Source organism: Blastochloris viridis (assembly GCF_001402875.1).
In the GTDB taxonomy this organism is placed as follows: Bacteria; Pseudomonadota; Alphaproteobacteria; order Rhizobiales; family Xanthobacteraceae; genus Blastochloris; species Blastochloris viridis.
This window is the reverse complement of sequence record NZ_CP012946.1, coordinates 2,785,836-2,808,281: the sequence shown is the minus strand read 5'-3', so window position 1 is coordinate 2,808,281 and position 22,446 is coordinate 2,785,836. Positions and strand designations below refer to the sequence as shown.

Here is a 22,446-nt window from a genome sequence, read left to right as displayed (position 1 = left end):
AAGGGGAGCGGAGATGAAATACGTCGACGAGTTCCGCGACGGTGCGCTGGCGCGCGGCATCGCCAACGCCATCCGCGCCGAGGCCGATCCGGCGCGAAGCTACCGCTTCATGGAGTTCTGCGGCGGCCATACCCACGCCATCGCCCGCTACGGGCTCGAGGATCTGTTACCCCCTAACGTGCGGATGATCCACGGTCCGGGCTGCCCGGTGTGCGTGCTGCCGGTCAGCCGCATCGATGCCGCCATCCGCCTCGCCGCCGAGCCCGGCGTCACGCTGTGCAGCTATGGCGACATGATGCGGGTGCCGGGCTCGGACGGCATGAGCCTGCTGAAGGCCAAGGCCGGCGGCGCCGACATCCGCATGGTCTATTCGACGCTCGATGCGCTGCGCATCGCCGGCGAGGTGCCGCATCGCGAGGTGGTGTTCTTCGCCATCGGCTTCGAGACCACCACGCCGCCGACCGCGGTGGCGATCAAGATGGCCGAGCGTCAGCGCCTCGCCAACTTCTCGGTGTTCTGCAATCACGTGCTGACCCCGGCGGCAATGCGGGCGCTGCTCACCGGCGCCGGGGGCGTGCCGATCGAGGGCTTCGTCGGGCCGGCGCACGTCTCCACCGTGATCGGCATGGCGCCGTACGCCTTCTGCGCCACCGAGTTCGCAAAGCCGGTGGTGATCGCCGGCTTCGAGCCGCTCGACGTCATGCAGGCGGTGTTGATGCTGGTGCGGCAGGTCAATGATGGCCGCCACGACATCGAGAACGAATACGCCCGCGCCGTCACCCCGGCGGGTAACCGCAAGGCTCAAGCGCTGGTCGCCGAGTTGTTCGAGCCGCGCGCGGCGTTCGAGTGGCGCGGGCTGGGCTCGCTGCCGTTGAGCGCGCTGACGCTGCGCCCGGCCTATGCGCGGTTCGACGCCGAGGCGCGCTTCACCGTGGAGACGGTGGCGGCGGCCGACAATCCGGCCTGCGATTGCGGCGCCATCCTGCGCGGCCTGAAGCGGCCGCCGGATTGCCGGCTGTTCGGCAAGGTCTGCAGGCCCGAGGCGCCGGTCGGCGCCTGCATGGTGTCGTCGGAGGGCGCCTGCGCCGCGCACTGGAGCTACGGCCGGTTCCGCGAGCACGCCAAGGCGAACGACAACACCCGCGCTGAAACCAACGAGCAGGTGCCGGCATGACCTTTGCGGCGAAAATCCTCAAGCCACGCCACGGCCGGCTCGACCTCCGGGCGGGCCGGGTCGAGCTGAGCCACGGTTCCGGCGGGCGGGCGATGGCGCAGCTCATCGCCGAGGTGTTCCAGCCGGCGCTCGGCAATGCCTTCCTCGCCCAGGGCAACGACCAGGCCATTCTGCCGCCGGCCGGCGGCAGGCTGGCGATGACCACCGACGGCTACGTGGTCTCGCCGCTGTTCTTTCCCGGCGGCGACATCGGCTCTCTCGCCGTCCACGGCACCGTCAACGACCTCGCCATGGCCGGCGCCACCCCGCTCTACCTCACCGCCAGCTTCATCATCGAGGAGGGCTTTCCGCTCGCCGACCTCGTCCGCATCGCCGTCAGCATGGGCAGGGCGGCCCGCGCCGCCGGGGTGCCGGTGGTGACCGGCGACACCAAGGTGGTCGAGCGCGGCAAGGCCGACGGCGTGTTCATCTCGACCGCCGGGGTCGGCGTGGTGCCGGCCGGGCTCGATCTGTCGGGCGACCGCGCCCGGCCGGGCGATGCGGTGATCCTGTCGGGCTCGATCGGCGACCATGGCGTCGCCATCATGTCGTGCCGGGAAAACCTTAAGTTCGACACCGAGGTTCGGTCGGATTCCGCGCCGCTGCATGGCCTGGTCGCCGCCATGGTGGCGGCGGCCGCGCCGCACCTCAGGCTGATGCGCGATCCCACCCGCGGCGGCTTGGCTGCGACGCTGAACGAGATCGCCCAGCAATCGGGGGTCGGCTTCGCCGTCGATGAGGCGCGGATTTTGGTCAAGCCGCAGGTGGCGGCGGCCTGCGAGCTGTTGGGGCTCGATCCGCTTTTCGTCGCCAACGAGGGCAAGCTCCTCGCCGTGGTGGAGCCGGCCGGGGTCGACGCGGTGCTGGGCGCGATGCGCGCTCATCCGTTTGGCCGGGATGCGGCCCACATCGGCACCGTGGTAAAGGACGAGCATCGCTTCGTGCAGATGACCACTGCATTCGGCGGCGGGCGCATCGTCGACTGGTTGGCCGGTGAGCAACTGCCGCGGATCTGCTGAGGCTTTTCGATGACCGTGCCGGGACCCATCCTCGTCGTCGACGACGAAATGCGCTCGCTGGAGGCGATCCGCCGCGCGCTGGCCCACGATTTCGAGGTGATCGGCGTGCGCGGCTCCGGCGAGGCCGAGGCGGTGCTGGCCGGCGAGCTGGTGCAGGTGATCCTGTGCGAGCAGGACATGCGCGGCGAGAACGGGCTCGCCTTCCTCAAGCGGGTGCGCGAGCAGTGGCCGGACCCGGTGCGGCTGATGCTGTCGGGCACGGTGTCCGCCCGCGACCTGCTGGCCGGCACCAACGCCGCGGCGGTGCACCAGGTCATCGCCAAGCCGTGGCGGCCCGAGCAACTGGTCCAGACCGTGCACGAGGCGGCGCGGCTGTTCCGCCGCCAGAAGAGCGTCGCCGCCGCGCCCGGCTTGCGGCTCAACGGCAAGGCGAGCGTACCGGCGGCGGCCAACGGCGCCGATCCCGGCCGCAGCGAGCGGCGGCGGTCCGGGTTCGAGGCCATTGTCCACGCCGACGACAGCCCGATCATAGGCGCCATCGGCCTCGCCCGCCGCGCCACCGAATACGATATCTCGGTGCTGATCACCGGCGCCTCCGGCACCGGCAAGGAGCTGCTCGCCCGCGCCATCCACCACGGCTCGGCCCGCGCCAGCCAGCCCTTCGTGGTGGAAAACTGCGGCGCGTTGCCCGACCAGTTGCTGGAGAGCGAGCTGTTCGGCTGCAAGAAGGGCGCCTTCACCGGCGCCTACCAGGACCGTATCGGCCTGTTCGAGGTCGCCGACGGCGGCACCATCTTCCTCGACGAGATCGGCGAGACCTCGCCGTCGTTCCAGGTCAAGCTGCTGCGCGTGCTGCAGGAGGGCGAAATCCGCCCGCTCGGCGCCCAGCGCACCCGCAAGGTCAATGTGCGGGTGGTGTCCGCCACCAACCGCGACCTCGAGAAGGAGGTCGCGAACGGCCGGTTCCGACGCGACCTTTATTACCGGCTGGCGGCGTTCCCGATCCACATCCCGCCGCTGGCCGACCGCGCCGTGGACATTCCGCCGATCGCGGCGCGCATCCTGAAGGACGTCAACCACGCCTTCCACCGCGCGGTGCCGGGCTTTCGGCCCGAGACGCTGAACCGGCTGATGGCATACGACTGGCCCGGCAACGTGCGCGAACTGCATAACGAGATCCAGCGCATGGTGGCGCTGTCGGAGAGCGATGAGCCGCTGGGGCCGAACCTGTTGTCGGCGCGCATTTTGTCGCCGCACCGGCCGCAGGCGGTCGGGGCCACGCTGAAGGACCGGGTCGAGGCGCTGGAGAAGGCCGAGATCGAAACCACGCTCCGGCTGTGCAATGGCAACATCAGCCACGCCGCCGAGCGGCTCGGCCTGTCGCGGGTCGGCCTCCGCGCCAAGATGCAGCGCTATCGTCTTCGCCGGGACGAGGCGGACGACGAGGACGGCCCCGAGCCCTTGAGTTGAGGTGGCTGTTGCCGATCACGACGGGATCATCCGGAAACCGTATGATTGCAAACAACGGCCGGCTGCCGCGGCCGTTGTTTCGAGTCGGCGGGCAAATCGGCTTGCAGCAATATTGCATTGTTCTAAACTTTGCCGGACAGCACCGGAACAGTGCCGATGGCACGCGTGATATAAAGCGATTGCCGGAGAGTCTATAACGATAATAGTTCCATTGTGCAGAAGGCGGATTGACCGCGTCTGCCGATCCGTCAACACTAAGCGGGCAGTCGGGAGCCGTTGGCGGCTCATGCGGGGCGCGGCGCGGTGCGGCCGTTCCATTGCAGCCGATCTGCAGGACGCATGAGCGGGGTTTCCGGCGCAATGCGGCCTCCCGGTCCGAAACCGGACGACGGTTGATGCAGCGATTATTGATGATGTCTTCGATCTGGTTTGACGGTTTGGTTTCGGTCGCGCGCCGGCTCGGTTCGGCGGTGGCGCTGGCCATCGTTCTCGGCGCCTTGCCGGCGGCGGCCCAGGGTGGCCCTGCTGCGTCTCCGGCCGCGCCGGCACACCATCCCGCGCCCGCCGAGGCCTCCGGCGCCACGCCGCACCAAGCGATGCCGCACCCCGCCGCGCCTGCCACCGCCGCGCCCGCAGGTGGCGCCCCTCCGGCGGCCGCGCTGTCTCCGGCCGGCAGCGGCGGTCAATCCGCTGCGGAGCAACCCGGTTCCGCGCCGGCCCCCGCGTCGCAGGCTTCTGCGGCTCCGGCGATGCCCGAGCTGGCGCTGCCGCGCGATCTGTCGCCGTTCGGCATGTTCCTCGCCGCTGACATCGTGGTGCAGCTCGTGATGGTCGGGCTGGCGCTGGCTTCGGTGCTGAGCTGGACGGTGTGGCTCGCCAAGACCATCGAGCTTGCAGGCGCCCGCCGCCGTGCCCGCGGCGGCCTCAAGGTGGTGGAGGAGGCGACCTCGCTCGGCGAGGCGCTGGACCGTCTGGCGCCGGACGCCGAGGTGGCGCGGGACTTTGCCATCGCCGCCACCGCCGAGATCGGCGCCTCCGCCGGCCTGCCGGCCGACGGCATCAAGGAGCGGATCGGCTCGCGGCTTGAGCGCATCGAGGCGGCGGCTGGCCGCCGCATTTCCCGCGGCATCGGCAGCCTCGCCACCATCGGCGCCACCGCGCCGTTCGTCGGCCTGTTCGGCACGGTGTGGGGCATCATGAACAGCTTCATCGGCATCTCGAAGGCCCAGACCACCAATCTGGCGGTGGTGGCGCCGGGCATCGCCGAGGCGCTGCTGGCGACGGCGCTCGGCTTGATCGCGGCGATTCCGGCGGTGATGATCTACAATGTGTTTGCCCGCCAGATCGCCGGCTATCGCGGTGTGGTCGGCGATGCCGCAGCTGCGGTGCTGCGCCTGGCCGGCCGCGACATCGACCGGCGCAGCGGCGGGCAGCTGCGCAAGGTCCATCCGGCGGCGGAGTGACACCATGGCGATGCGGTTCGGTCCCTCCGACGGCGACGTCGATGAGATGCACGAGATCAACGTCACGCCGTTCATCGACGTGATGCTCGTGCTGCTGATCATCTTCATGATTGCGGCGCCGCTCGCCACCGTCGACGTCGCGGTCAACCTGCCGAACTCGACCGCCGAGCACCAGCCGCGGCCGGACAAGCCGATTTTCCTGACGGTAAAGGCCGATCTGTCGCTGGCGGTCGGCGACGAGGCGGTGGGCCACGGCCAGCTCGCCGGCGCGCTCGACCGCCTGAGCGGCGGCGACCGCGAGCAGCGGGTGTTCCTGCGCGCCGACAAGTCGGTCGCCTATGGCGAGTTGATGACGGTGATGAACGCGCTGCGCGCCGCCGGTTATCTCAAGGTGGCGCTGGTCGGGCTCGATGGTGGGGGCGCACGATGAGCGTGCTGTCGTCATCGCGCCGCGACGCCGCGCGCTGGACCACCGCGTTCGCGATCGCCACGCTGGCCCATGGCGGGCTGGCGGTGGCGGTGCTGGCGAACTGGCAGCCGCCGGAGACCGCCGGCGCGCCGGTGTTGGTCGAGCTGGAGATGCTGGCGGCGTCGCCGGACGTCGCCAGTGCCGAAAGCGTGCCGGGCCCCGAACAGACCAAGACCGACGACGTGCAGCCCCAGCCCGAGGAGGCCGTGACGCCGCCGCCGGAGCCGGAGGTCGAGCAGGCGGCGCTGGAGATGCCCGATCCGGTCGAAGCGCCGGTGACGGTGCCCGATCCGGTGCCGGTGCCCGAGGCGGTGCCGCCCAAGCCGGTGCCGAAGCGCGAGGTGAAGAAGCCCAGGAAGCCCGATCCCAAGCGCGAGGTGAAGAAGCCCGAGCCCGACAAGCCGGAGACCCCGCCGCGCGCGGTGGCCGCGACCACGGCGCGCAGTTCGGCGGACACGGTGGCCTCGATTCCCTCGCCCGGACGGTTCGGCCAGGGCAGCAGCAACGCCATGCCGAACTGGAACAGCCGCATCGTCGCCCACCTGCAGCGCCACAAGCGCTATCCCGCCGAGGCGCAGGCGCGTGGTGAAACCGGCGTTGCCCGTCTCCACTTCACCATCGACCGCAGCGGCAACGTGCTGTCGAGCCGGCTGGCGGCGAGTTCCGGTGTGAGCTCGCTCGACCGCGAGACCGCGGCGCTGATCCAGCGGGCGCAGCCGCTGCCGCAGGCGCCGCCCGAATTGTCGGGCGCCCGCTTCAGCTTCTCGGTGCCGATCCGCTACAGTTTCCGCTGAGGGCGCCGACCCGCGCTGGCAAGCCGGGCGCAGCGCTGCCGGCTCTCGCCGGAAATCCTGTTCGATCAGGTATTTCCGGCGAGGTTGGATTCGGGATCGCGAAGGGGCCACCGGACACCCAATCGGACCAATGGCGGCGGCAGCCGGCCGTTGGCCCGATCGTCGATGTGATTTCACCAAACGGGGCCGGCGGCATCACGCCGCGGCGGGCACGGTCTGCCGGACCTCGAAGCCCTCGAACTGCGGCGGGCCGAGATAGAGGCCGGGGCCGGCGCCAGCCCCGGAGCTGGAGTGGGCGCTGCGGAATTGCTCGGACTGGGTCCAATTGTCGAAGTCGGCCCGGCTCGCCCAGCTCGAGTGCGAGGCATAGAGCGTATGGTCCTCGGCCGCCGGCCCCTTGAGCAGGTGGAAGCCGAGGAAACCCGGCAGTTCGGCGAGGCGGCTGTCGCGGCCGAGCCAAATGCGCTCGAACGCATCCTCCTGGCCCTTGGCGATGCGGAAGCGGTTCATGGCGATGAACATGGCGGCTCCTGTGGGGTGACGGCGGATCCGGGCGGACTGGGCGGGACGGGCAAATGCTGCACCGGACACAGCATCGGCACCCGTTGCGATTCATAGGCAGTTGCAATACCTAAGGTCAACCAAGGCCGGCTTGCCTTTGGAACGCCTCGAAGGAACGGTGCCGGCTGAAGGCAAATCCCTGCGAGGTCCGGTCGCCCGGCCGGTTTTTCGGAGTTCGGTCGCCGAAAGGTCCATTTCGCAGCGGGATCTCAGGCGGGGCTGGCGGCGCGATCGCGGGCGTGATCTCGCCCAATCCGTCGCATACGGTTTGCCGCCGATCGGGCCTTCTGACCGTTGTCCAATCGGCGAAAATCCCGTTTCTGAGCAAGGGTTTTCGATCAGGCCGTTTCCGGGATCACGCCGTGATTTCCCGGAAACCCTATCACGCGAGGGGAGCTACGATGTCGCAAATGGTGGTGTTTGGTGCGAGCGGCCGGACCGGCCGGCATGTGTGCGAACTTGCCGCTGGCGCCGGCTGGACGGTGACCGCGGCTGTCCGCCGCCTTGAGGGCGCCGCGCCGGCGCCGGATCACGCCGCCAGGCTGGCGGCCGACGTGCTCGATCCGGCCAGCGTCGGCGCCGTGCTGGCGGCGGCCAAGCCGGACGTGGTGATTTCCGCCATCGGCGGCGGCGACATCCGCGTCGATGACGAGGGCGTCCGCAACATCGCCGACGCCTGCGTCGTCGCGGGCGTCCGCCGCGTCATCGTCGTCACCTCGCTCGGCTGCGGCGCGTCGCGGACCTACGCCTCCGAACGGCTGCTGGCGGCGATCGGCGAGGTGCTCGCCGCCAAGACCCGCGCCGAAACCCATCTGACGGCGCTGCCGCTGGAGTGGACCGTGGTGCGCCCCGGCGGACTGATCGACGGCGAGCCCAACGGCGCCGGCGCGCTGTTCGAGGACGACCGCGTCCACGGCCGCATCACCTGCCGCGACCTCGCCGCGCTGCTGGTCGCGCTGGCACGCGACGACGATGCCATCGGCATGGTGCTGTCGGCGGTCGACGAGGCGTCGCTGTCGGGCCCGAACGACCCGGTGCGCTACCGCGTGCGGGGCGAGGCGGCCTGACCGCAACCGGCGGGCGGCCATCGCCGCCGGGCGTCAGCGCGGGTCGGCCGCGGGCGTGATCGCCGCCATCATCCCGCTGGCGCGGGTCCATTTGTCGGGCAGGCCGAGCGCGAGGGCGCGCACCACCACCGTGGCCGGGCCGTCGTCCCCGCCGCCGGCCAGGATCGCGGCCAGCGCGGTGCGGTAGCGCTCGGTGCCGGCCGGCGTGCCGGCGACCGCCGCGGCGAGGGCGGCGCCGAGGTCGATGGCGCTCTCGCGCCAGCACGACGGCGGCAGCACGCCCCAGCCGACCTGATCGTGGACGTGGATCAGCGCCGCCGCCAGCGCCACCGTGCGCGGGTCGCGGTCGATGACGTCGCGGTTGTCGCGCAGCACCGCGGCGACCTCGTCCGGCAATTGCGCCGCCACCGCCGCGGTAAGCCGGTCGATGTCGAGGCCGAACCGCTCCAGCAGCCGGCTGCAGGCGCACTGCCGGGCCGGCACCAGCAGGTTCTGCCGCGCCACCGCCTCGCGGATCGCCGCCATCACCGCCTTGCCGATCAGCTCGCCCAGCACGCAATGGTGGCCGGCGCCGGTCAGCGGCTGGGCGCCCGCCAGCGGCGCTGCCACCGCGATCTGGTCGGTGCCGGTGCCGGTGGCGATCTTCGCCGACTGGCGCGAGGGTACCGACAGTTCCTGCATCACCGCCGCCTTGGCCTCGGTCGCGGTCATCACCGCGCGCACCATGGCGCCCTCCGTCATCGGGCTGTTGACCAGCACGATGACGTTGATGGTGCCGGGCGTCTCCGGCCCGATGTCGCCGCGGCGCTCGAAGCGGCCGTCGAATTCGTAATAGCCGGCCGGGTCGCCGGCGCGGGCGCCGCCGCCCTCGACGCCGGCGGTGGCGAGCGCCACCACCTTGAGGTCGCGATGGGCTTCCTCCGCGATGGCGAGCGTGTTGATGTTGGCGGCGGTGGCGAGGCCGGCGCCGGCGGCGCCGGCGAGGCCGTGGCTGTCGAGTAGGCCGGCGGCGTAGCGCTGCGGCTGGCGATAGGCCTCGTGCAGCGCCGGGATGATGTGGCCGACCGGCTCGCAGCTCTGGTGGTTGAACACCAGGTCGAGGTGGTCGGCGAAGCCGCCATTGGCGGGGCAGGTCGAGAACACCCGATGCGGCGTCAGGAACCGCACGCTGACGAGCTTGTCGTCGCGGTGCAGTTCCGCGGTGCCTGTGAAGCGGGCGAGCAGCATGGCGCGGTCAGGTCACGGTCACGGCGCGGTCAAATCCCGCACTCGTTGTCGATGTCCTTGCGGATCGCCGGGCACGCCTGCACCAGTTGCCCGATCGCCTCCTTGGCGCCGGTGAGCGGGATGCGCGCCACCACACCCGGCGCCGCCTCCGCGGTGTCGTCGTCGAGCGCGGTCACGTCGGTGCCTTCATCGAAATAGAGCAGCAGGCGCGCCGCCTGGAACGCGCTGAGGTTGACCTCGCAGGTGGTGCCGGCCCGCTCGAAATAGCCGCCGGCGGTGCGCGCGATCACCGCCTCGCCCATCGCCGGATCGCCGAGGAACCGATAGCGCTCGACCGCCTCGGCGTCGGTGAAGGCCGGGTGCGGCCGCACCAGCCCCGCCGTCAGCGCCAGCGCCGCCGCCGGGCGGGCGACGCCGCGGTCGGGCATGCAGCGCAGGCCGATGCTCTCGCCGTCCACCGTCACGAACGCCGACAGCCCCCATTGCGGATGGTGGCCGTAGCGCCACGCGGCGCCCGAGGATGCCTCCTCGGCGGACGCCGGGGCCGCCAGCGCGATCAGCGCGGCACACAGCGCAGGCAGCATCGGGCGACTCATGCCGGCCTCCATCGAACAGGGTCAGCCATCATCGAGTTCGGCCAGGTCGCCGGCAAGCCCGGAATAGGCCCGGCCGCGCAGCAGCGCCACCGACAGCCACACCAGATAGGCGCCGCCGAGCGCCGCCAGCACCAGCGCCGCCCACACCTCGGCGTCCGCCACCTCGTACGCGCGATAGAGGTCGTGCGGCGAGAACATCGAGCGGCGTTCGTGCAGCAGCGCCAGCACGGAGTGCGCCGCGACCCAGCCGACGCCGCCGATCACCACGACGCTGAGCAGCGGGACGAGCCACACCGAGGCCAGCGCGAAGCACAGCGTCAACAGCGGCACGAACAGGTCGATCTCGACCGGGTGCGGCAGCACGAACATCGGCAGTGCCGCCAGCACCACCAGCGCGGTGCGCCGCAACAGCCAGCCCACCGGGCTCTTTTTCGCGCTGGCCTGCGCCGGTCGCCGTGCCATCGCGGTGCGCACCTGCTCGGCCACCGCCTCGTAACGCTCCGGCGGGCAGAACAGGATCATCACCGTGCGCCAGGCGTTCGCCAGCGCGATGGCGTTCCAGCGCGGGTAGAACCGCGCCTTGACGATGCCGCGCCAGGCGGTGCGCTGATCGGCGGCGGTCTTGGCGATCAGGCCGGCGCCGGCTGCGCCGGGCCTGCCGGACAGCGCGCCGAGCACGATGGCTGCGCTTGACACCGCGGCCGCCCGGCGGTCGAGGGTCTCCGCCCGCGCGCCCTTGGCATCGACCGTGAAGCGCATGGTCATGCTGTTGCGGTAGATCGCCGCCATGGCGAGCACGCCGACCACGAACAGCGCGGCGGCAATGGCGGTGCTGATCGCCAGCATCGCCGGGATGGCGTCCGGGCTGCCGCCCACCGCCATCAGGAACGACAGCAGCGCCCCCATGATCAGCGCGGTCAGCCCGAAGACTTTGGCGTAGCCGGCCAGCAGCAGCGGGTGGGTCGCGACCGCGACATCGACCTCCCAACTCATCGGCGCCGCCCGCCTGGGAGCTTTGGCGCCGCCGCCGGTCGCCGTGGTGTCGCCTGTCATCCCCGCCCCCGCCTCAAACGCTTTCGCTAGATCACGACGTGTTTATCTTCCCTAGATCACGACGGGATCATCCGGAAACCGTATCATCCCAACGGTCCTGGATGCTGACGCATGGGGCCGCTGAAATTCGCAGATTTTCGTTCGTGACATCAATGATTTCACGAACGCCGCCGCCGGTATCAGGATCCAAGACGGGAGGTTCGTCATGGTCGGCCGTTTGTTCGCGATTGCGGTGGGTGTGGTGTGCGGCCTCGCGCTGGCGCAGTTTCCCGAGTTCGCCCAGCAATATAGCCAGCGGCTCGGTGGCCGGCTCGACGAGCTGCGCGGCTTCGTGCAGCGCTTCGACGCCGACGCTGCCCGCGCCGGCCTCACCCGCGCCGAAGGCCTCGCCGAGTTTGTCAGGCCGGGCTCGGCGTTCCTGCGCGACCGCGGCGCCGACGCGGCCGTCATGATCCGCCGCTTCGAAGCGTTCGACGCCGCCAAGACCGCGCTCGACACCGCCGCGCCATTCGAGCGGCTGGCGGTGTTCCTGCGCACCTACGACCGAGAGGTCGGGCAGGCGACCTACGCCGACTTCCGCCCGGCGGTGCCGGTGACCGCCGAGGGCGCGGTCCACGCCGGCGCGGGCTTTCTCGGCGGGGTGCTGGCGGCGTCGCTGATCTTCGGCCTGGGTCGCGGCCGGCGGCGGTCCCGCTCCGGCGGGGCGCCGGCGTGAGCGGCGGTGCGCTGGGGCGATTGGCGCAGGTGATTTGATTCGCGGTCGCAGCGCCTGGAAGCAACGTTCCATCGCCTGCCGGGGCTTGTCCGGTTTTGAGCAGTTTTGACGCGTATTTTTCTGCCAGCCGGTGAAATTGCGACCGCGCTGGTCCGGCGGTGCTGTTGCTGTTTCGCAACAGCACTCTGTAAAGTTAATAATCTGTCGCTATTTGCCTATTTAGTAGGCAGATGCTCGCTGTTTGTCCTTCCTTTGCGTATGTCGAGTTTGTCACAAATGCGGCGACAGATCGGGCGGGGCCCTTGCGGCCTCGCCGGTGAATGAAGCAGGGGAACGACGAAGATGATGAAGAGCTTCACGACGCTGACGGCCGCTGCGGCGGTGCTTCTGGCGGCCGGCACGGCCAACGCAGCCGACCTTCGCGCCAACGGCAAGACCGTTGAGGCGCCGCCCGCGCCGTCGATCTTCGACATCGCCTTTGGCGCCTCGCTGGCGTCCGACTATATGTTCCGCGGTATCTCGCAGTCGAACCGCGAGCCGTCGGTTGCGGCCTATTTCGAGCCGCGCCTCAACGTCGCGCCGAACTTCCAGCTCTACGCCGGCGTCGCCGGTGCCAGCATCTCCTTCGCCAACCGCGCGGCGGCCGAGATCGACCTCTACGGCGGTATCCGCCCGACCTTCGGCAAGCTCGCCCTCGATATCGGCGGTATCTATTACTATTATCCGGGTGGCGAGTGCTATAATTACGAAAATCTCGGCGGTGGCCTGTTTGGCTCGGTTCCGGGTTGCAGCCTTGAGATCAACAAGTACGGCGTGCCGACTCTCGCCAAGGAAGACGCCAGCTTCTTCGAAGTCTACGGCAAGGCCAACCTCGCGGTCACCGATTCCTTCAGCATCGGCGGCACCCTCTTCTACACCGACTCCTACACCAACACCGGTGCTGAGGGCATCTACTACTCCGGTCTTGCCAAGTACGTCTTCCCGACCCTGCCGAACGGCGTCGGCGCCTACGTGTCGGGCGAAGTCGGCTACCAGGACCTCGGCCGCACCGATGACTTCTACGGCAACATCGAGCTGGCCGACTACACCACCTGGAACGTCGGTCTCGGCTTCACCTACAAGGTGTTCACCCTCGACCTGCGCTACCACGACACCGACCTGAGCAAGGAAGATTGCTACGGCATCACCGGCGACTTCACCGCCAACAGCCTTGGCCAGTCGAAGTGGTGCGGCGCGACCTTCGTCGCCAAGCTGTCGGTTGATCTGACCCTCGACAGCCTGAAGTGATCTGACTCGATCTGATCGGGATTTCCGGTCTGGGTTTTGAGCGGCGCGCCGGCCTCCGGCGCGCCGCTTCGTTTGTGGCGTTTGGCCGCGGGTGGTCACGGCAACGTTGATTGATTTCAAGTGCAACTAAAACGCAATCTCTCGAGCGGCTGCCAGATACCGGCGGTTCCGCATCTCGGGAGAGACCGTATGGCCGTCATCATCGACGCGGCGCGCAGCGTAATCTCGACCAAGACGACACGCGTTTCAGCCTCGCCGCAGGTCCTGGTCATCGACGGCGCCGACATCAAGGCGGCGTTCGCCGCCGGCTTTGCCGACTTCAAGGCAGCGCCGCAATTCGGCCTGTTCTTCGGCGGGCTCTATGCAGCGGCCGGGCTGGTGCTGTGCTGGGCCGCGTTCGTGTCCGGCTGGGTGTTCCTGGTGTTTCCGCTGGCGGCGGGCTTCGTGCTGGTCGGGCCGTTCGTCGCGGTCGGGCTGTATGAGGTCAGCCGTCGCCGCGAGCAGGGGCTGCCGCTGTCGTGGCGGGCCATCCTCGGTGCCATCCGCGGCCAATCCCAGCGCGAGATCGTCATGCTCGGCTTCGTGCTGACGTTCGTGCTGGTGGCCTGGGTCAAGCTCGCCACCCTGCTTTACGCCCTCACCTTCGGCCTTCACACGGTGTCGCCGCGCGACCTTCTCGACGTCATCCTGACCACGCCGCGCGGGCTGGTGTTCCTGGTGGCCGGCAACGCGCTCGGCGCGCTGATCGCCTTCGTGGTGTTCGCCATCAGCGTGATGTCGTTTCCCTGCCTGCTCGACCGCGACGTCGATTTCGCCACCGGCATCGCCACCTCGATCGAGGCGGTCAAGGTCAATCCCGGCCCGATGTTCGCGTTCGCCCTGGCGGTGGCCGGCTTGCTCGCCGTCGCGGTGGCGCCGCTGTTCCTGCTGCTGCCGGTGGTGCTGCCGGTGCTCGGGCACGCCACCTGGCACCTCTATCGGCGCACGATCGCCTGACGGCGCCGCGGCCGGCGAAGTCTACGCCTGGAATCAAGAGGTTATCGTCGCCGGGGCTGGAACCGTGAAATCTTTGTCATGTTGAATCGGGCCCCTCGCAAACACCCGCAGCGATCCTTATCTCATCGCAGCACCGGCCATACGGCCGAAAGAAAAAGGATTTCGTCGCCATGTCGCCCGAGGAAAAGAGCGTCATCGCTGGGATTTTTGACCGCCTCTCGCAGGCTGAGAACCAGCCCCGCGATCCCGATGCCGAGCGGTTCATCGCCGAGCGCCTGCGCACCCAGCCTTATGCGCCCTATGTCATGGCCCAGGCGATCTATGTCCAGGAGCAGGCGCTCGCCAACCTCAGCCAGCAGGTCGAGCAGCTGAAGGCCGAGGTCGAGGAGCTGTCGCGTCGGCCGCAGCAGTCGGGCGGCTTCCTGTCGAGCCTATTCGGCGGCGGCTCGCAGCCGGCGCCGCAGCCGCGCGCCGACTACGCCAATGCCCAGGCGCCGGGCGGCCAGTTCGGCCGCGGTTCGGTGCCGCAGGCTGGCCCGCAGGCGGCCGGCCCGTGGGGTCAGCAGCCCCAGCAGGGCGGGCCGATGCAGTCGCGGTTTGGCGGCGGTGGCGGCAGCGGCTTTCTCGGCACTGCGATGACGACGGCGCTCGGCGTCGCCGGCGGCATGATGATCGCCAACGCGGTCAGCAGCGCGTTTTCCGGCGGTCAGGCGGCCAAGCTCGCCGAGGGCGCTGGCGCCAGCGAGGCCGGCAAGGACGAAGCGGCCAAGGACACCGCCAGTCAGGATCCCGCCGCGGCTGATGACAGCTGGCAGAGCGCGTCGTACGATGATGGCGGCGATGGCGGCGACGATTTCGGCGGGGGCTTCGACGACGAAGGCTTCGCCTGATCGATCCGGCGGCGTCCGCCGTCGGAATAAGGATTACGTTTGAGGCGCCGTCCTATCCTCCGTGGGAACAGCCTCATGACGACCGGGCCCGCCGCAAGGGAATGCGGCGGGCCCGGCAATTTCTGGGTCGTTCTGGCGAGACGAGCGTCGCCACCAGCGCCGCGCCATCGGCTCGGTTTAAAGCACCACCACCCTGGTTCCGACCTTGACGCGTTCGTAAAGGTCGATGACGTCCTCGTTGCGCATGCGGATGCAGCCCGACGATACCGCGTGGCCGATGGTCTCCGGCTCGTTGGAGCCGTGAATGCGGTACATCGTCGAGCCAAGATACATCGCGCGGGCGCCGAGCGGGTTGGCCGGGCCGCCGGCCATGTAGCTCGGCAAATCGGGCCGCCGACGCAGCATCTCCGGCGGCGGCCGCCAGTCCGGCCATTCGCGCTTGGCGGTGATTTCCTTGATGCCGTTCCAGGCAAATCCGGGCCGGCCGACGCCGACGCCGTAGCGGATCGCCCTGCCGTCCGATTGCACCAGGAACAGGAAGCGGTTGGAGGTGTCGATCACCACCGTGCCGGGCGCGTGCGAGCCATCGTACTCGACCCACTGGCGTTCATAGCGCGGGTCGAAACCATAGTCGCGCTCCACCGCCGCGGTGCGGCTGTAGGACTGCCGCTCCGGCCGCGAGGGCTGCGGCGTCCACGGCCGGGTGTAGTCCGGGCGCGGCAGCGGTGCCGGGTTGCCGCGGCCGGTGAACAGGAACTCGATGAAGCCGCCGCCGAAATCGCCATCGTCCTGCCGCGACGCCACCGGCACCACACCTGGCGCGAAGTCGGGCTGGTAGACGGCGGCCATGCCCGCGCGCCAGCGTGCCCCCGCCGGACCGGCGCGTTGCGCCGCTGTTTCAGGGGCGTAGATCACCGCCGGTCCGGCGAAGCCGGGCTGGGCCCATGCCGGCGCGCCGCTGGCCAGCACCAGCGCGCAACATATCCATGCTGTTCTCGTCATCGACGTACTCGATACAATGTCGCCGAACTCGTCGGGCGTTCTCAGCCCGCGTCGAAACGATAGCCACCACCCGCAACCGTGTGGTTAATTCAATTGGCCAAGTGTATTAATGAAGTCTGCATTCAGTTACGATGCGATTTCATGGTTTATGCTTTGTCAAAAACGCAGATGTGTGGTTAACGGCTATGGTAAACGAAACAATCACGTAAGTCACTTTGGCCTGAGCGTCTTCCCGGCGCCGCCATCGATGGGCGGAGGGCATTCCTCAGCGTCGCGCATATTACGCGAACCGCTCGGGACGGTAGGGCTCGGGGTCGACCACCGGCGCCGCCCCGGTGATGATGTCGGCGACCAGCCGCCCGGTGATCGGCCCCATGGTCAGGCCGAGGTGCTGGTGGCCGAACGCGAGCACCACGTTCTCCGCCCGCTTGAGGCGTCCGATGACCGGCAGCGAGTCGGGCAGGCACGGCCGCCGGCCCAGCCACGGCTCGGGGTCGAGCGCGGCGCCGAGCGGCACCAGTTCGCTGGCCATCGGCCGGGTGCGCGCGATCTGCACCGGGGTCGGCGGAGCGTCGCGGCGGGCGAACTCGACGCCGGTGGTGAGGCGCAGGCCCCGCGGCATCGGCGCCAGGAAATAGCCGCCGTCGATGTCGACCAGCGGGGTGGTCAGCATCGCGCCGCCGCCGGGCTCGAAATGCATGTGGTAGCCGCGCTTGACCGCGAACGGCAGCCTCAGCCCGAATTGCTCGGTGAGGTCGGTCGACCACGGCCCCAGCGCCACCACCACGGTGTCGGCCTCGACCTCGCCCTCGGCGGTCTCGACCCGGAAGCCGCCGCCGCTGCGGCTGAGGGTGCGGGCGTCGCCGCGCAGCAGCGCCGCGCCTTGGCGGGCGGCAAGGCCGGCGATCGCGGTCACCGCCTCGCCGGGGGAGCGCACCGCCACCGAGTCCTTCCACCACACCGCCTTGTGGTAGACCGGCCGGATCGCCGGCTCGCGCGCCGCCACCTCGTCGGGCGACATGATCTGGTAGCTGAAGCCGTAGCTGGCCTCGACCTGGCTCTCGAAGGCGAAATGGTGCTCGAAGGTCCTCGGCGAGCGGTAGAGCCGGTAGAACCCGGTCGGGTGCAGCAGGTGGCCGGCGCCGGCCTTGTCCAGCAGTTCGCGGTGGGCCGCCACCGCCCGCGACAACAGCGGAAACAGCGCCGCCGCCGAGCGCCGCCGCCCAGCCTGGGACGATTGTCGCCAGTAGCGCCACAGGAACGGCGCCAGCGCGGGCAGGGCGGACAGGTGGAGATTGACCTGCGGCAGCGTGCCGAGCACCGCCTTGACCAGCACCGCCGGGTCGCGCGGGAAGCCAAGCGGCACCACGCCCGACGGCTCGATCAGCCCGGCATTGCCGAACGAGGTCTCCCGGCCGGGCTCCCGCCGGTCGATCAGCGCCGTCCTGACGCCGCGCATCGCCAGATGGGCCGCCACCGACGACCCGACGATTCCCGCCCCCAGCACCGCCACATCCACACGCACGACAGTCTCCCTCCGCCGACCGCAAGCCAACGATTCCCGCACCATAGCCCGGCTTTGCCGCTTGCGACGACCGCCCTGCGCCGGGTTCTCGACAGATCGGCTGTGCATCGCCGCCCGGTCTGCGCTACCAGCACAGCACCCGCCCAATGACCCGCCACAATGGCCGGCCATGGTCAGCGATGCGAGGGCAGGGTGACCGCTGTGGATGGTGGCCGCTCACCGCCTCTCGTCCGTGACACGAATCGACTAGAGCATTCTCCGCAAAAGCCGGTACCGGTTTTACGAAAGAGAATGCGATAACTCAAAGGCTTAGAGCGCCCGCCCGATCGGACGGGCGGGCGCTCGCGCCAGGCCGCCCTTGGCTGAAGGATCGGAGCCGAAATGCCCGCAACCATCACCGCCCGCATCGCCGCCGAACTCGCCGTCCGCCCCCAACAGGTCGAGGCCGCGGTCGGGCTGCTCGACGGCGGCTCGACCGTGCCGTTCGTTGCCCGCTACCGCAAGGAGGCGACCGGCGGCCTCGACGACGCCCAGCTGCGCACGCTGGAGGAGCGGCTGACCTACCTGCGCGAGCTCGACGCCCGGCGCGAGGCGGTGCTGACCGAGATCCGCTCCCAGGACAAGCTGACGCCCGAGCTGGAGGCGGCGATCCAGGCCGCCGACACCAAGGCGACGCTGGAAGACCTCTATCTGCCGTATCGGCCCAAGCGCCGCACCAAGGCCCAGATCGCCCGCGAGGCCGGGCTGGAGCCGCTCGCCGAGCTGCTGCTTGCCCACCCCGACCGCGACCCCGCCGCCCAGGCCGCGCCGTTCGTCGATGCCGACAGGAAGGTGGCCGATGCGGCGGCGGCGCTGGAAGGCGCCCGCGCCATCCTGGTCGAGCGCTTCAGCGAGACGGCGGATCTGGTGGGCAGCTTGCGCGAGGAGATGTGGGGGCGCGGCCGCCTCATCGCCAAGGTGCGCGACGGCAAGGCCACCGAGGGTGTCAAGTATTCCGACTATTTCGACGTCGCCGACCCGCTGCCCAAGCTGCCGGCGCACCGCATCCTGGCGATGTTCCGCGGCGAGAAGGAGGAGATCCTCGACGTCTCGATCGTTCCGGAGCCGCCGGCCGAGGCCGACGTCAAGGGGCCGAGCGACTATGAGCGGCGCATCGCCGCCCGCTTCGACATTTCCGACCGCGGCCGCCCGGGCGATCGCTGGCTCATCGACACCGTGCGCTTTGCCTGGCGCACCCGGTTGCAGCACCAGCTTGCGGTCGATCTCAGGATGCGCCTGCGTGAGATGGCGGAGGCCGAGGCGGCGCGGGTGTTCGCCGCCAACCTGCGCGCGCTCCTGCTCGCCGCCCCGGCCGGACAGCGCGCGACGCTCGGGCTCGATCCCGGCTACCGCACCGGCGTCAAGGTCGCGGTGGTCGATGCGACCGGCAAGGTGGTCGACACCGCCACCATCTACCCGCACGAGCCGCAGCGGCGCTGGGACGAGGCGCTGGCGGTGCTGGCGGCCTTGGTGAAGAAGCACAAGGTCGAGCTGGTCGCCATCGGCAACGGCACCGCCTCGCGCGAGACCGAGAAGCTCGCGGCCGACCTGATCAAGCTCAAGCCCGATCTTCAGCTCATCAAGGCGGTGGTGTCGGAGGCGGGCGCCTCGGTCTATTCGGCCTCGGCCTACGCCTCGCAGGAGCTGCCGGAGCTCGACGTCACCCTGCGCGGCGCGGTGTCGATCGCCCGCCGCCTGCAGGATCCGCTGGCCGAACTCGTCAAGATCGACCCCAAGTCGATCGGCGTCGGCCAGTATCAGCACGACGTCGACGCCCACCAACTCGCCCGCTCGCTCGACGCGGTGGTGGAGGATTGCGTCAACGGCGTCGGCGTCGACCTCAACACCGCCTCGGTGCCGCTGCTGGCGCGGGTGTCCGGCCTCACCGAGTCGCTGGCCCGCAACATCGTGGTCTATCGCGACTCCAACGGCGCCTTCACCTCACGGACGAAGCTGCGCGAGGTCCCGCGGCTTGGCCCCAAGGCGTTCGAGCAGTGCGCCGGCTTCCTGCGCATCCGCGACGGCGAGGACCCGCTCGACGCCTCCGGCGTTCATCCTGAAGCCTATGACGTGGTGCGCCGCATCCTGAAAGCCACCGGCAAGCCGGCGAAGGCGCTGATCGGCGACGAGATCACGCTGCGCGGGCTGAAGCCCCAGGCGTTCGCCGACGATCGCTTCGGCGTGCCGACGGTGTCCGATATCCTGCGCGAACTGGAAAAGCCCGGCCGCGACCCGCGGCCCTCGTTCAAGACCGCCACCTTCCAGGAGGGCGTCGAGAAGCTGTCGGACTTGAAGCCCGGCATGATCCTGGAAGGCACGGTGACCAACGTCGCCGCGTTCGGCGCCTTCGTCGACATCGGCGTCCATCAGGACGGCTTGGTGCACGTCTCGGCGATGTCGAAGACCTTCGTCAAGGACCCCTCGACCATCGCCAAGCCCGGCGACGTGGTGAAGGTGAAGGTGCTGTCGTGCGACCTTGCCCGGAAGCGCGTCTCGCTGACCATGCGGCTGGACGATCCGCTGCCCGATGCGGCGAGTTCGCCCGCCGCCGGCGGCGGCCGGCCGGCGCCGGCCGGGCAGCGCCCGCGCCGCGACCAGCGCCAGGAGGCGCCATCCTCGGGCGGCGGCGCGCTGGCCGAGGCGATGGCCCGCGCGGCGGCCCAGCGCGACGCCGGCAAGCGGACGCGGTGAAATAGCCTCGTCATCTCGGCCAAGCCGCGAAGGCGCGCGAGCCGGGATCGTCGCGCTTCCGTGTCTTGTCATCCCGGGCGAGGCGCTAGCCGAGACCCGGGATCGTCGTCCGGAAGAGGAGGCTTTTGTTGAGAACGGTCCCGGGTCTCGCTGACGCTCGCCCGGGACGACATTCATCTCGGTCGTCGGACCGTCGTCATCCCGGCCAAGCGCCGAAGGCGCGCGAGCCGGGATCGTGAGCAGAAAAGGACATCATGTTCGGACGGTCCCGGGTCGCGCGGCGGATGCTGCGCATCGCGCCGCTTGCCTGGGGCGACAATGCCATCACAGCACCCCGGCCGCCCGCGTCAGATCGGCAATCAGATCGCCTGCGTGCTCGAGGCCGACCGACAGCCGGAGCATGCCGTCGGCGATGCCGAGCGCGGCGCGCTCCTCCGGCGTGAGCCGCGAGTGGGTGGTGGTGGTCGGGTGGGTGATCAGGCTCTTGGCATCGCCGAGATTGTTGGAGATGCAGATCAGTTGCAGGGCGTTTAGGAAGGCGAACGCACCGGCCTTGCCGCCTTCGACCTCGAACGCCACCATGTTCGATGGCCCCAGCATCTGCCGGGCGACCAGTTCGGCCTGCGGATGGTCGGCGCGGCCCGGAAACAGCACCCGCTTCACGCCCGGCAGCAGCGCCAGGGCGTCGGCGACCTTGGCGGCGTTCGCCGTCTGGCGCTCGACCCGCAGCGGCAGCGTCTCCAGGCTCTTCAACAGCACCCAGGCGTTGAACGGCGACAGCGTCGGCCCGCTCATGCGCAGGAACGGCTGGATTTTTTCCTCCAGCAGCTTGCGCGCGCCGAGGATGGCGCCGCCCATGCAGCGGCCCTGGCCGTCGATATGCTTGGTGGCGGAATACACCACCACGTCGGCGCCGAGCGTGAGCGGCTTCTGGAAGACCGGCGTGGCGAACACGTTGTCGATCACCAGATAGGCGCCGGCATCGTGCGCGATCTCGGCGATGGCGGCGATGTCCATCACCACCAGCGTCGGGTTGGCCGGGCTCTCCAGGAACAGCACCTTGGTGTTGGGCCGCATCGCGGCGCGCCACTGGTCAAGGTCGGTGCCGTCGACCAGGGTGGAGGCCACGCCGAACCGGGGCAGGAAATCCTCGATGATCCAGCGGCAGGCGCCGAACATCAGCCGTGGTGCCACCACATGGTCGCCAGCGGCGAGCAGGCCCACCAACGCGCCGTGCACGGCAGCCATGCCGGTGGCGGTGGCGCAGCACAGCTCCGCGCCCTCGAATTCCGCCAGCCGGCTCTCGAACATCGCCACGGTGGGATTGCCGTAGCGGGTGTACTGGAAGCCGGGGTCCTCGTTCTTGAACCGCGCCTCGGCGGTCTCGGCGCGGTCGTAGACAAAGCCCTGGGTCAGGAACAGCGTCTCCGAGGTCTCGCCGAACTGCGAGCGCAGGGCTCCGCCGTGGACAAGCCGGGTTTCGGGGTGAAGTTCGTCGAGAAGGGGCGCGGGCGTCTGCATCGGTCCAGGTTGTTGAAAGGCGGGACCGTTCTCAACTGCACCCGATGGGGCCTCAACGCAAGCTCCGGCCTGCCGGAGCGGATGGGTGTGGACCGGCCGCAAGCGGCCGGTCCACACGTCGCCGCTTTGTCAGTGGGCGCCGCGCCGCTGGTCGCGCAGCTTCAGCGCCAGGATGATCTGGGTGACGCCGAAAACGAACGCATAGGCGCCGAGCCACCACGTCATCACCACCGCGCCGAGGAACGGCGCCAGGATCAGCAGCACGCCATAGAGCAGCGACGCCACGCCGCCGAGGACCAGCCACCATCTGCCGTGGTCGATCTCCAGCCGGAGCGCAGCCGCGATGGCAAGGCAGCCGGTCAGCAGCGCCCACGCCGCCACCAGCAGCACGAACGCATCGACGGTGATGCCGGGCCACAGCACCACGATGGCACCGCCGGCGATGCTGACCAAGCCCTCCAGCAGCAGCGAGCCCCAGCGTTCGCTGCTGCTCGCGGCGCGCACGGCCGCGACGATGGCGAACACGCCGTTGACCACCGCGTACGCCGCGAAGAACAGCAGCAGCGACAGGATGGTGGCGACCGGCAGCATGAACGCCAACACGCCGAAGATGATGGCCGCGAGGCCGCGGATCGCGACGGCCCACCAGTTCTCGGCCAGCACGGCGCTCTTGGTGCGTCCGATCGCGGGCTGCTCGCCCGGCAGCGGGCTAGTGGTCGGGGAAGAAGACATGACACCCTCCGAATGCTGATCTTTTACTGAACGAAGTTGCTCGTCATCGAGGTTCCGCAAGATCATTCTGTGATCCAAGGACGTAATACAAGGAAGCAATCTCGCCGGAAGCCGCG

Annotated in this window: 20 protein-coding genes; 12 read left to right on the top strand and 8 right to left on the bottom strand. The window is 69.7% G+C overall.

From position 1 onward, the window contains the following. Positions 1 to 13 precede the first annotated feature (13 nt). The 6 genes from hypD to BVIR_RS12270 all read left to right on the top strand — a co-directional run bounded on the left by hypD (position 14) and on the right by BVIR_RS12270 (position 6,428). Entirely contained in the window at positions 14 to 1,174 is a 1,161-nt protein-coding gene (hypD, locus tag BVIR_RS12295; protein ID WP_055037921.1) for a hydrogenase formation protein HypD, read from the top strand. Then, a complete protein-coding gene (hypE, locus tag BVIR_RS12290) occupies positions 1,171 to 2,232 on the top strand; it encodes a hydrogenase expression/formation protein HypE (RefSeq protein ID WP_055037920.1) in 1,062 nt (353 codons plus the stop codon). The genes hypD and hypE overlap by 4 nt, the downstream gene beginning before the upstream one ends. A gap of 9 nt (positions 2,233 to 2,241) precedes the next feature. Then, positions 2,242 to 3,702 carry a sigma-54-dependent transcriptional regulator gene (locus tag BVIR_RS12285; protein WP_055037919.1) on the top strand — a complete coding sequence of 487 codons (1,461 nt, stop codon included), beginning with the start codon at positions 2,242 to 2,244 and terminating at the stop codon, positions 3,700 to 3,702. Positions 3,703 to 4,451: 749 nt separating this feature from the next. After that, a complete protein-coding gene (exbB, locus tag BVIR_RS12280; protein WP_335338123.1) occupies positions 4,452 to 5,165 on the top strand; it encodes a tonB-system energizer ExbB in 714 nt (237 codons plus the stop codon). Between the two features lie 4 nt (positions 5,166 to 5,169). Beyond that, the gene (gene exbD, locus BVIR_RS12275; protein WP_055037918.1) at positions 5,170 to 5,595 is read left to right on the top strand and encodes a TonB system transport protein ExbD; all 426 of its coding nucleotides are present in this window, start codon (positions 5,170 to 5,172) and stop codon (positions 5,593 to 5,595) included. Next, a complete protein-coding gene (locus tag BVIR_RS12270; protein ID WP_055037917.1) occupies positions 5,592 to 6,428 on the top strand; it encodes an energy transducer TonB in 837 nt (278 codons plus the stop codon). The genes exbD and BVIR_RS12270 overlap by 4 nt, the downstream gene beginning before the upstream one ends. 195 nt (positions 6,429 to 6,623) lie before the next feature. On the opposite strand, the gene hmuQ is transcribed toward BVIR_RS12270, so the two are convergent. Continuing rightward, complete coding sequence (hmuQ, locus tag BVIR_RS12265; RefSeq protein ID WP_055037916.1) at positions 6,624 to 6,950, bottom strand: heme-degrading protein HmuQ; 327 nt, start codon at positions 6,948 to 6,950, stop codon at positions 6,624 to 6,626. 440 nt (positions 6,951 to 7,390) lie between these two features. Here hmuQ and BVIR_RS12260 point away from each other — a divergent pair, with 440 nt between their 5' ends. Further along, positions 7,391 to 8,056: an NAD(P)H-binding protein gene (locus BVIR_RS12260; protein ID WP_055037915.1), complete on the top strand. Its 666-nt coding sequence runs from the start codon at positions 7,391 to 7,393 to the stop codon at positions 8,054 to 8,056. Between the two features lie 33 nt (positions 8,057 to 8,089). Here BVIR_RS12260 and BVIR_RS12255 read toward each other — a convergent pair whose 3' ends face one another. Genes BVIR_RS12255 through BVIR_RS12245 form a run of 3 tightly spaced genes read right to left on the bottom strand, consistent with a single transcriptional unit; the run spans position 8,090 to position 10,932 of the window. Then, on the bottom strand, positions 8,090 to 9,283 hold the full coding sequence (locus BVIR_RS12255) for an adenosylcobinamide amidohydrolase (RefSeq protein WP_055037914.1): 1,194 nt from the start codon (positions 9,281 to 9,283) through the stop codon (positions 8,090 to 8,092). A 29-nt stretch (positions 9,284 to 9,312) separates the two neighbouring features. Then, complete coding sequence (locus BVIR_RS12250; protein ID WP_145911975.1) at positions 9,313 to 9,879, bottom strand: hypothetical protein; 567 nt, start codon at positions 9,877 to 9,879, stop codon at positions 9,313 to 9,315. Between the two features lie 21 nt (positions 9,880 to 9,900). Then, complete coding sequence (locus BVIR_RS12245) at positions 9,901 to 10,932, bottom strand: hypothetical protein (RefSeq protein ID WP_055037912.1); 1,032 nt, start codon at positions 10,930 to 10,932, stop codon at positions 9,901 to 9,903. A gap of 205 nt (positions 10,933 to 11,137) precedes the next feature. Between BVIR_RS12245 and BVIR_RS12240 the strand changes: the two genes are divergently transcribed. The 4 genes from BVIR_RS12240 (at position 11,138) to BVIR_RS12225 (ending at position 14,820) form a co-directional block, all read left to right on the top strand. Further along, entirely contained in the window at positions 11,138 to 11,647 is a 510-nt protein-coding gene (locus BVIR_RS12240; protein WP_055037911.1) for a DUF2937 family protein, read from the top strand. 345 nt (positions 11,648 to 11,992) lie between these two features. Beyond that, positions 11,993 to 12,934, top strand: coding sequence for a TorF family putative porin (locus tag BVIR_RS12235; protein WP_055038870.1), 942 nt, complete (start codon positions 11,993 to 11,995; stop codon positions 12,932 to 12,934). A gap of 189 nt (positions 12,935 to 13,123) precedes the next feature. Beyond that, on the top strand, positions 13,124 to 13,930 hold the full coding sequence (locus BVIR_RS12230) for a DUF2189 domain-containing protein (RefSeq protein ID WP_055037910.1): 807 nt from the start codon (positions 13,124 to 13,126) through the stop codon (positions 13,928 to 13,930). A 170-nt stretch (positions 13,931 to 14,100) separates the two neighbouring features. Beyond that, positions 14,101 to 14,820 (top strand): DUF2076 domain-containing protein, encoded by a 720-nt coding sequence (locus BVIR_RS12225; protein WP_055037909.1) that lies wholly within the window; start codon positions 14,101 to 14,103, stop codon positions 14,818 to 14,820. A 177-nt stretch (positions 14,821 to 14,997) separates the two neighbouring features. Here BVIR_RS12225 and BVIR_RS12220 read toward each other — a convergent pair whose 3' ends face one another. Together BVIR_RS12220 and BVIR_RS12215 are read right to left on the bottom strand one after the other, a co-directional pair. After that, the gene (locus tag BVIR_RS12220) at positions 14,998 to 15,822 is read right to left on the bottom strand and encodes a L,D-transpeptidase (protein WP_082417096.1); all 825 of its coding nucleotides are present in this window, start codon (positions 15,820 to 15,822) and stop codon (positions 14,998 to 15,000) included. A 280-nt stretch (positions 15,823 to 16,102) separates the two neighbouring features. Next, a complete protein-coding gene (locus BVIR_RS12215) occupies positions 16,103 to 17,347 on the bottom strand; it encodes an NAD(P)/FAD-dependent oxidoreductase (RefSeq protein WP_055037907.1) in 1,245 nt (414 codons plus the stop codon). A 381-nt stretch (positions 17,348 to 17,728) separates the two neighbouring features. Between BVIR_RS12215 and BVIR_RS12210 the strand changes: the two genes are divergently transcribed. After that, complete coding sequence (locus tag BVIR_RS12210; RefSeq protein WP_055037906.1) at positions 17,729 to 20,077, top strand: Tex family protein; 2,349 nt, start codon at positions 17,729 to 17,731, stop codon at positions 20,075 to 20,077. Positions 20,078 to 20,401: 324 nt separating this feature from the next. On the opposite strand, the gene metZ is transcribed toward BVIR_RS12210, so the two are convergent. Together metZ and BVIR_RS12200 are read right to left on the bottom strand one after the other, a co-directional pair. Next, positions 20,402 to 21,598 (bottom strand): O-succinylhomoserine sulfhydrylase, encoded by a 1,197-nt coding sequence (gene metZ / locus BVIR_RS12205; protein ID WP_055037905.1) that lies wholly within the window; start codon positions 21,596 to 21,598, stop codon positions 20,402 to 20,404. 129 nt (positions 21,599 to 21,727) lie between these two features. After that, positions 21,728 to 22,330: an HdeD family acid-resistance protein gene (locus BVIR_RS12200; protein WP_055037904.1), complete on the bottom strand. Its 603-nt coding sequence runs from the start codon at positions 22,328 to 22,330 to the stop codon at positions 21,728 to 21,730. Positions 22,331 to 22,446: the final 116 nt, after the last annotated feature.

Bases quoted from the DNA above. Each gene is read 5' to 3' on its own strand.
- hypD (WP_055037921.1), top strand. From the start codon at position 14: ATGAAATACGTCGACGAGTTCCGCGACGGTGCGCTGGCGCGCGGCATC.
- hypE (WP_055037920.1), top strand. From the start codon at position 1,171: ATGACCTTTGCGGCGAAAATCCTCAAGCCACGCCACGGCCGGCTCGAC.
- BVIR_RS12285 (WP_055037919.1), top strand. From the start codon at position 2,242: ATGACCGTGCCGGGACCCATCCTCGTCGTCGACGACGAAATGCGCTCG.
- exbB (WP_335338123.1), top strand. From the start codon at position 4,452: ATGCCCGAGCTGGCGCTGCCGCGCGATCTGTCGCCGTTCGGCATGTTC.
- exbD (WP_055037918.1), top strand. From the start codon at position 5,170: ATGGCGATGCGGTTCGGTCCCTCCGACGGCGACGTCGATGAGATGCAC.
- BVIR_RS12270 (WP_055037917.1), top strand. From the start codon at position 5,592: ATGAGCGTGCTGTCGTCATCGCGCCGCGACGCCGCGCGCTGGACCACC.
- hmuQ (WP_055037916.1), bottom strand. From the start codon at position 6,950: ATGTTCATCGCCATGAACCGCTTCCGCATCGCCAAGGGCCAGGAGGAT.
- BVIR_RS12260 (WP_055037915.1), top strand. From the start codon at position 7,391: ATGTCGCAAATGGTGGTGTTTGGTGCGAGCGGCCGGACCGGCCGGCAT.
- BVIR_RS12255 (WP_055037914.1), bottom strand. From the start codon at position 9,283: ATGCTGCTCGCCCGCTTCACAGGCACCGCGGAACTGCACCGCGACGAC.
- BVIR_RS12250 (WP_145911975.1), bottom strand. From the start codon at position 9,879: ATGAGTCGCCCGATGCTGCCTGCGCTGTGTGCCGCGCTGATCGCGCTG.
- BVIR_RS12245 (WP_055037912.1), bottom strand. From the start codon at position 10,932: ATGACAGGCGACACCACGGCGACCGGCGGCGGCGCCAAAGCTCCCAGG.
- BVIR_RS12240 (WP_055037911.1), top strand. From the start codon at position 11,138: ATGGTCGGCCGTTTGTTCGCGATTGCGGTGGGTGTGGTGTGCGGCCTC.
- BVIR_RS12235 (WP_055038870.1), top strand. From the start codon at position 11,993: ATGAAGAGCTTCACGACGCTGACGGCCGCTGCGGCGGTGCTTCTGGCG.
- BVIR_RS12230 (WP_055037910.1), top strand. From the start codon at position 13,124: ATGGCCGTCATCATCGACGCGGCGCGCAGCGTAATCTCGACCAAGACG.
- BVIR_RS12225 (WP_055037909.1), top strand. From the start codon at position 14,101: ATGTCGCCCGAGGAAAAGAGCGTCATCGCTGGGATTTTTGACCGCCTC.
- BVIR_RS12220 (WP_082417096.1), bottom strand. From the start codon at position 15,822: ATGACGAGAACAGCATGGATATGTTGCGCGCTGGTGCTGGCCAGCGGC.
- BVIR_RS12210 (WP_055037906.1), top strand. From the start codon at position 17,729: ATGCCCGCAACCATCACCGCCCGCATCGCCGCCGAACTCGCCGTCCGC.
- metZ (WP_055037905.1), bottom strand. From the start codon at position 21,598: ATGCAGACGCCCGCGCCCCTTCTCGACGAACTTCACCCCGAAACCCGG.
- BVIR_RS12200 (WP_055037904.1), bottom strand. From the start codon at position 22,330: ATGTCTTCTTCCCCGACCACTAGCCCGCTGCCGGGCGAGCAGCCCGCG.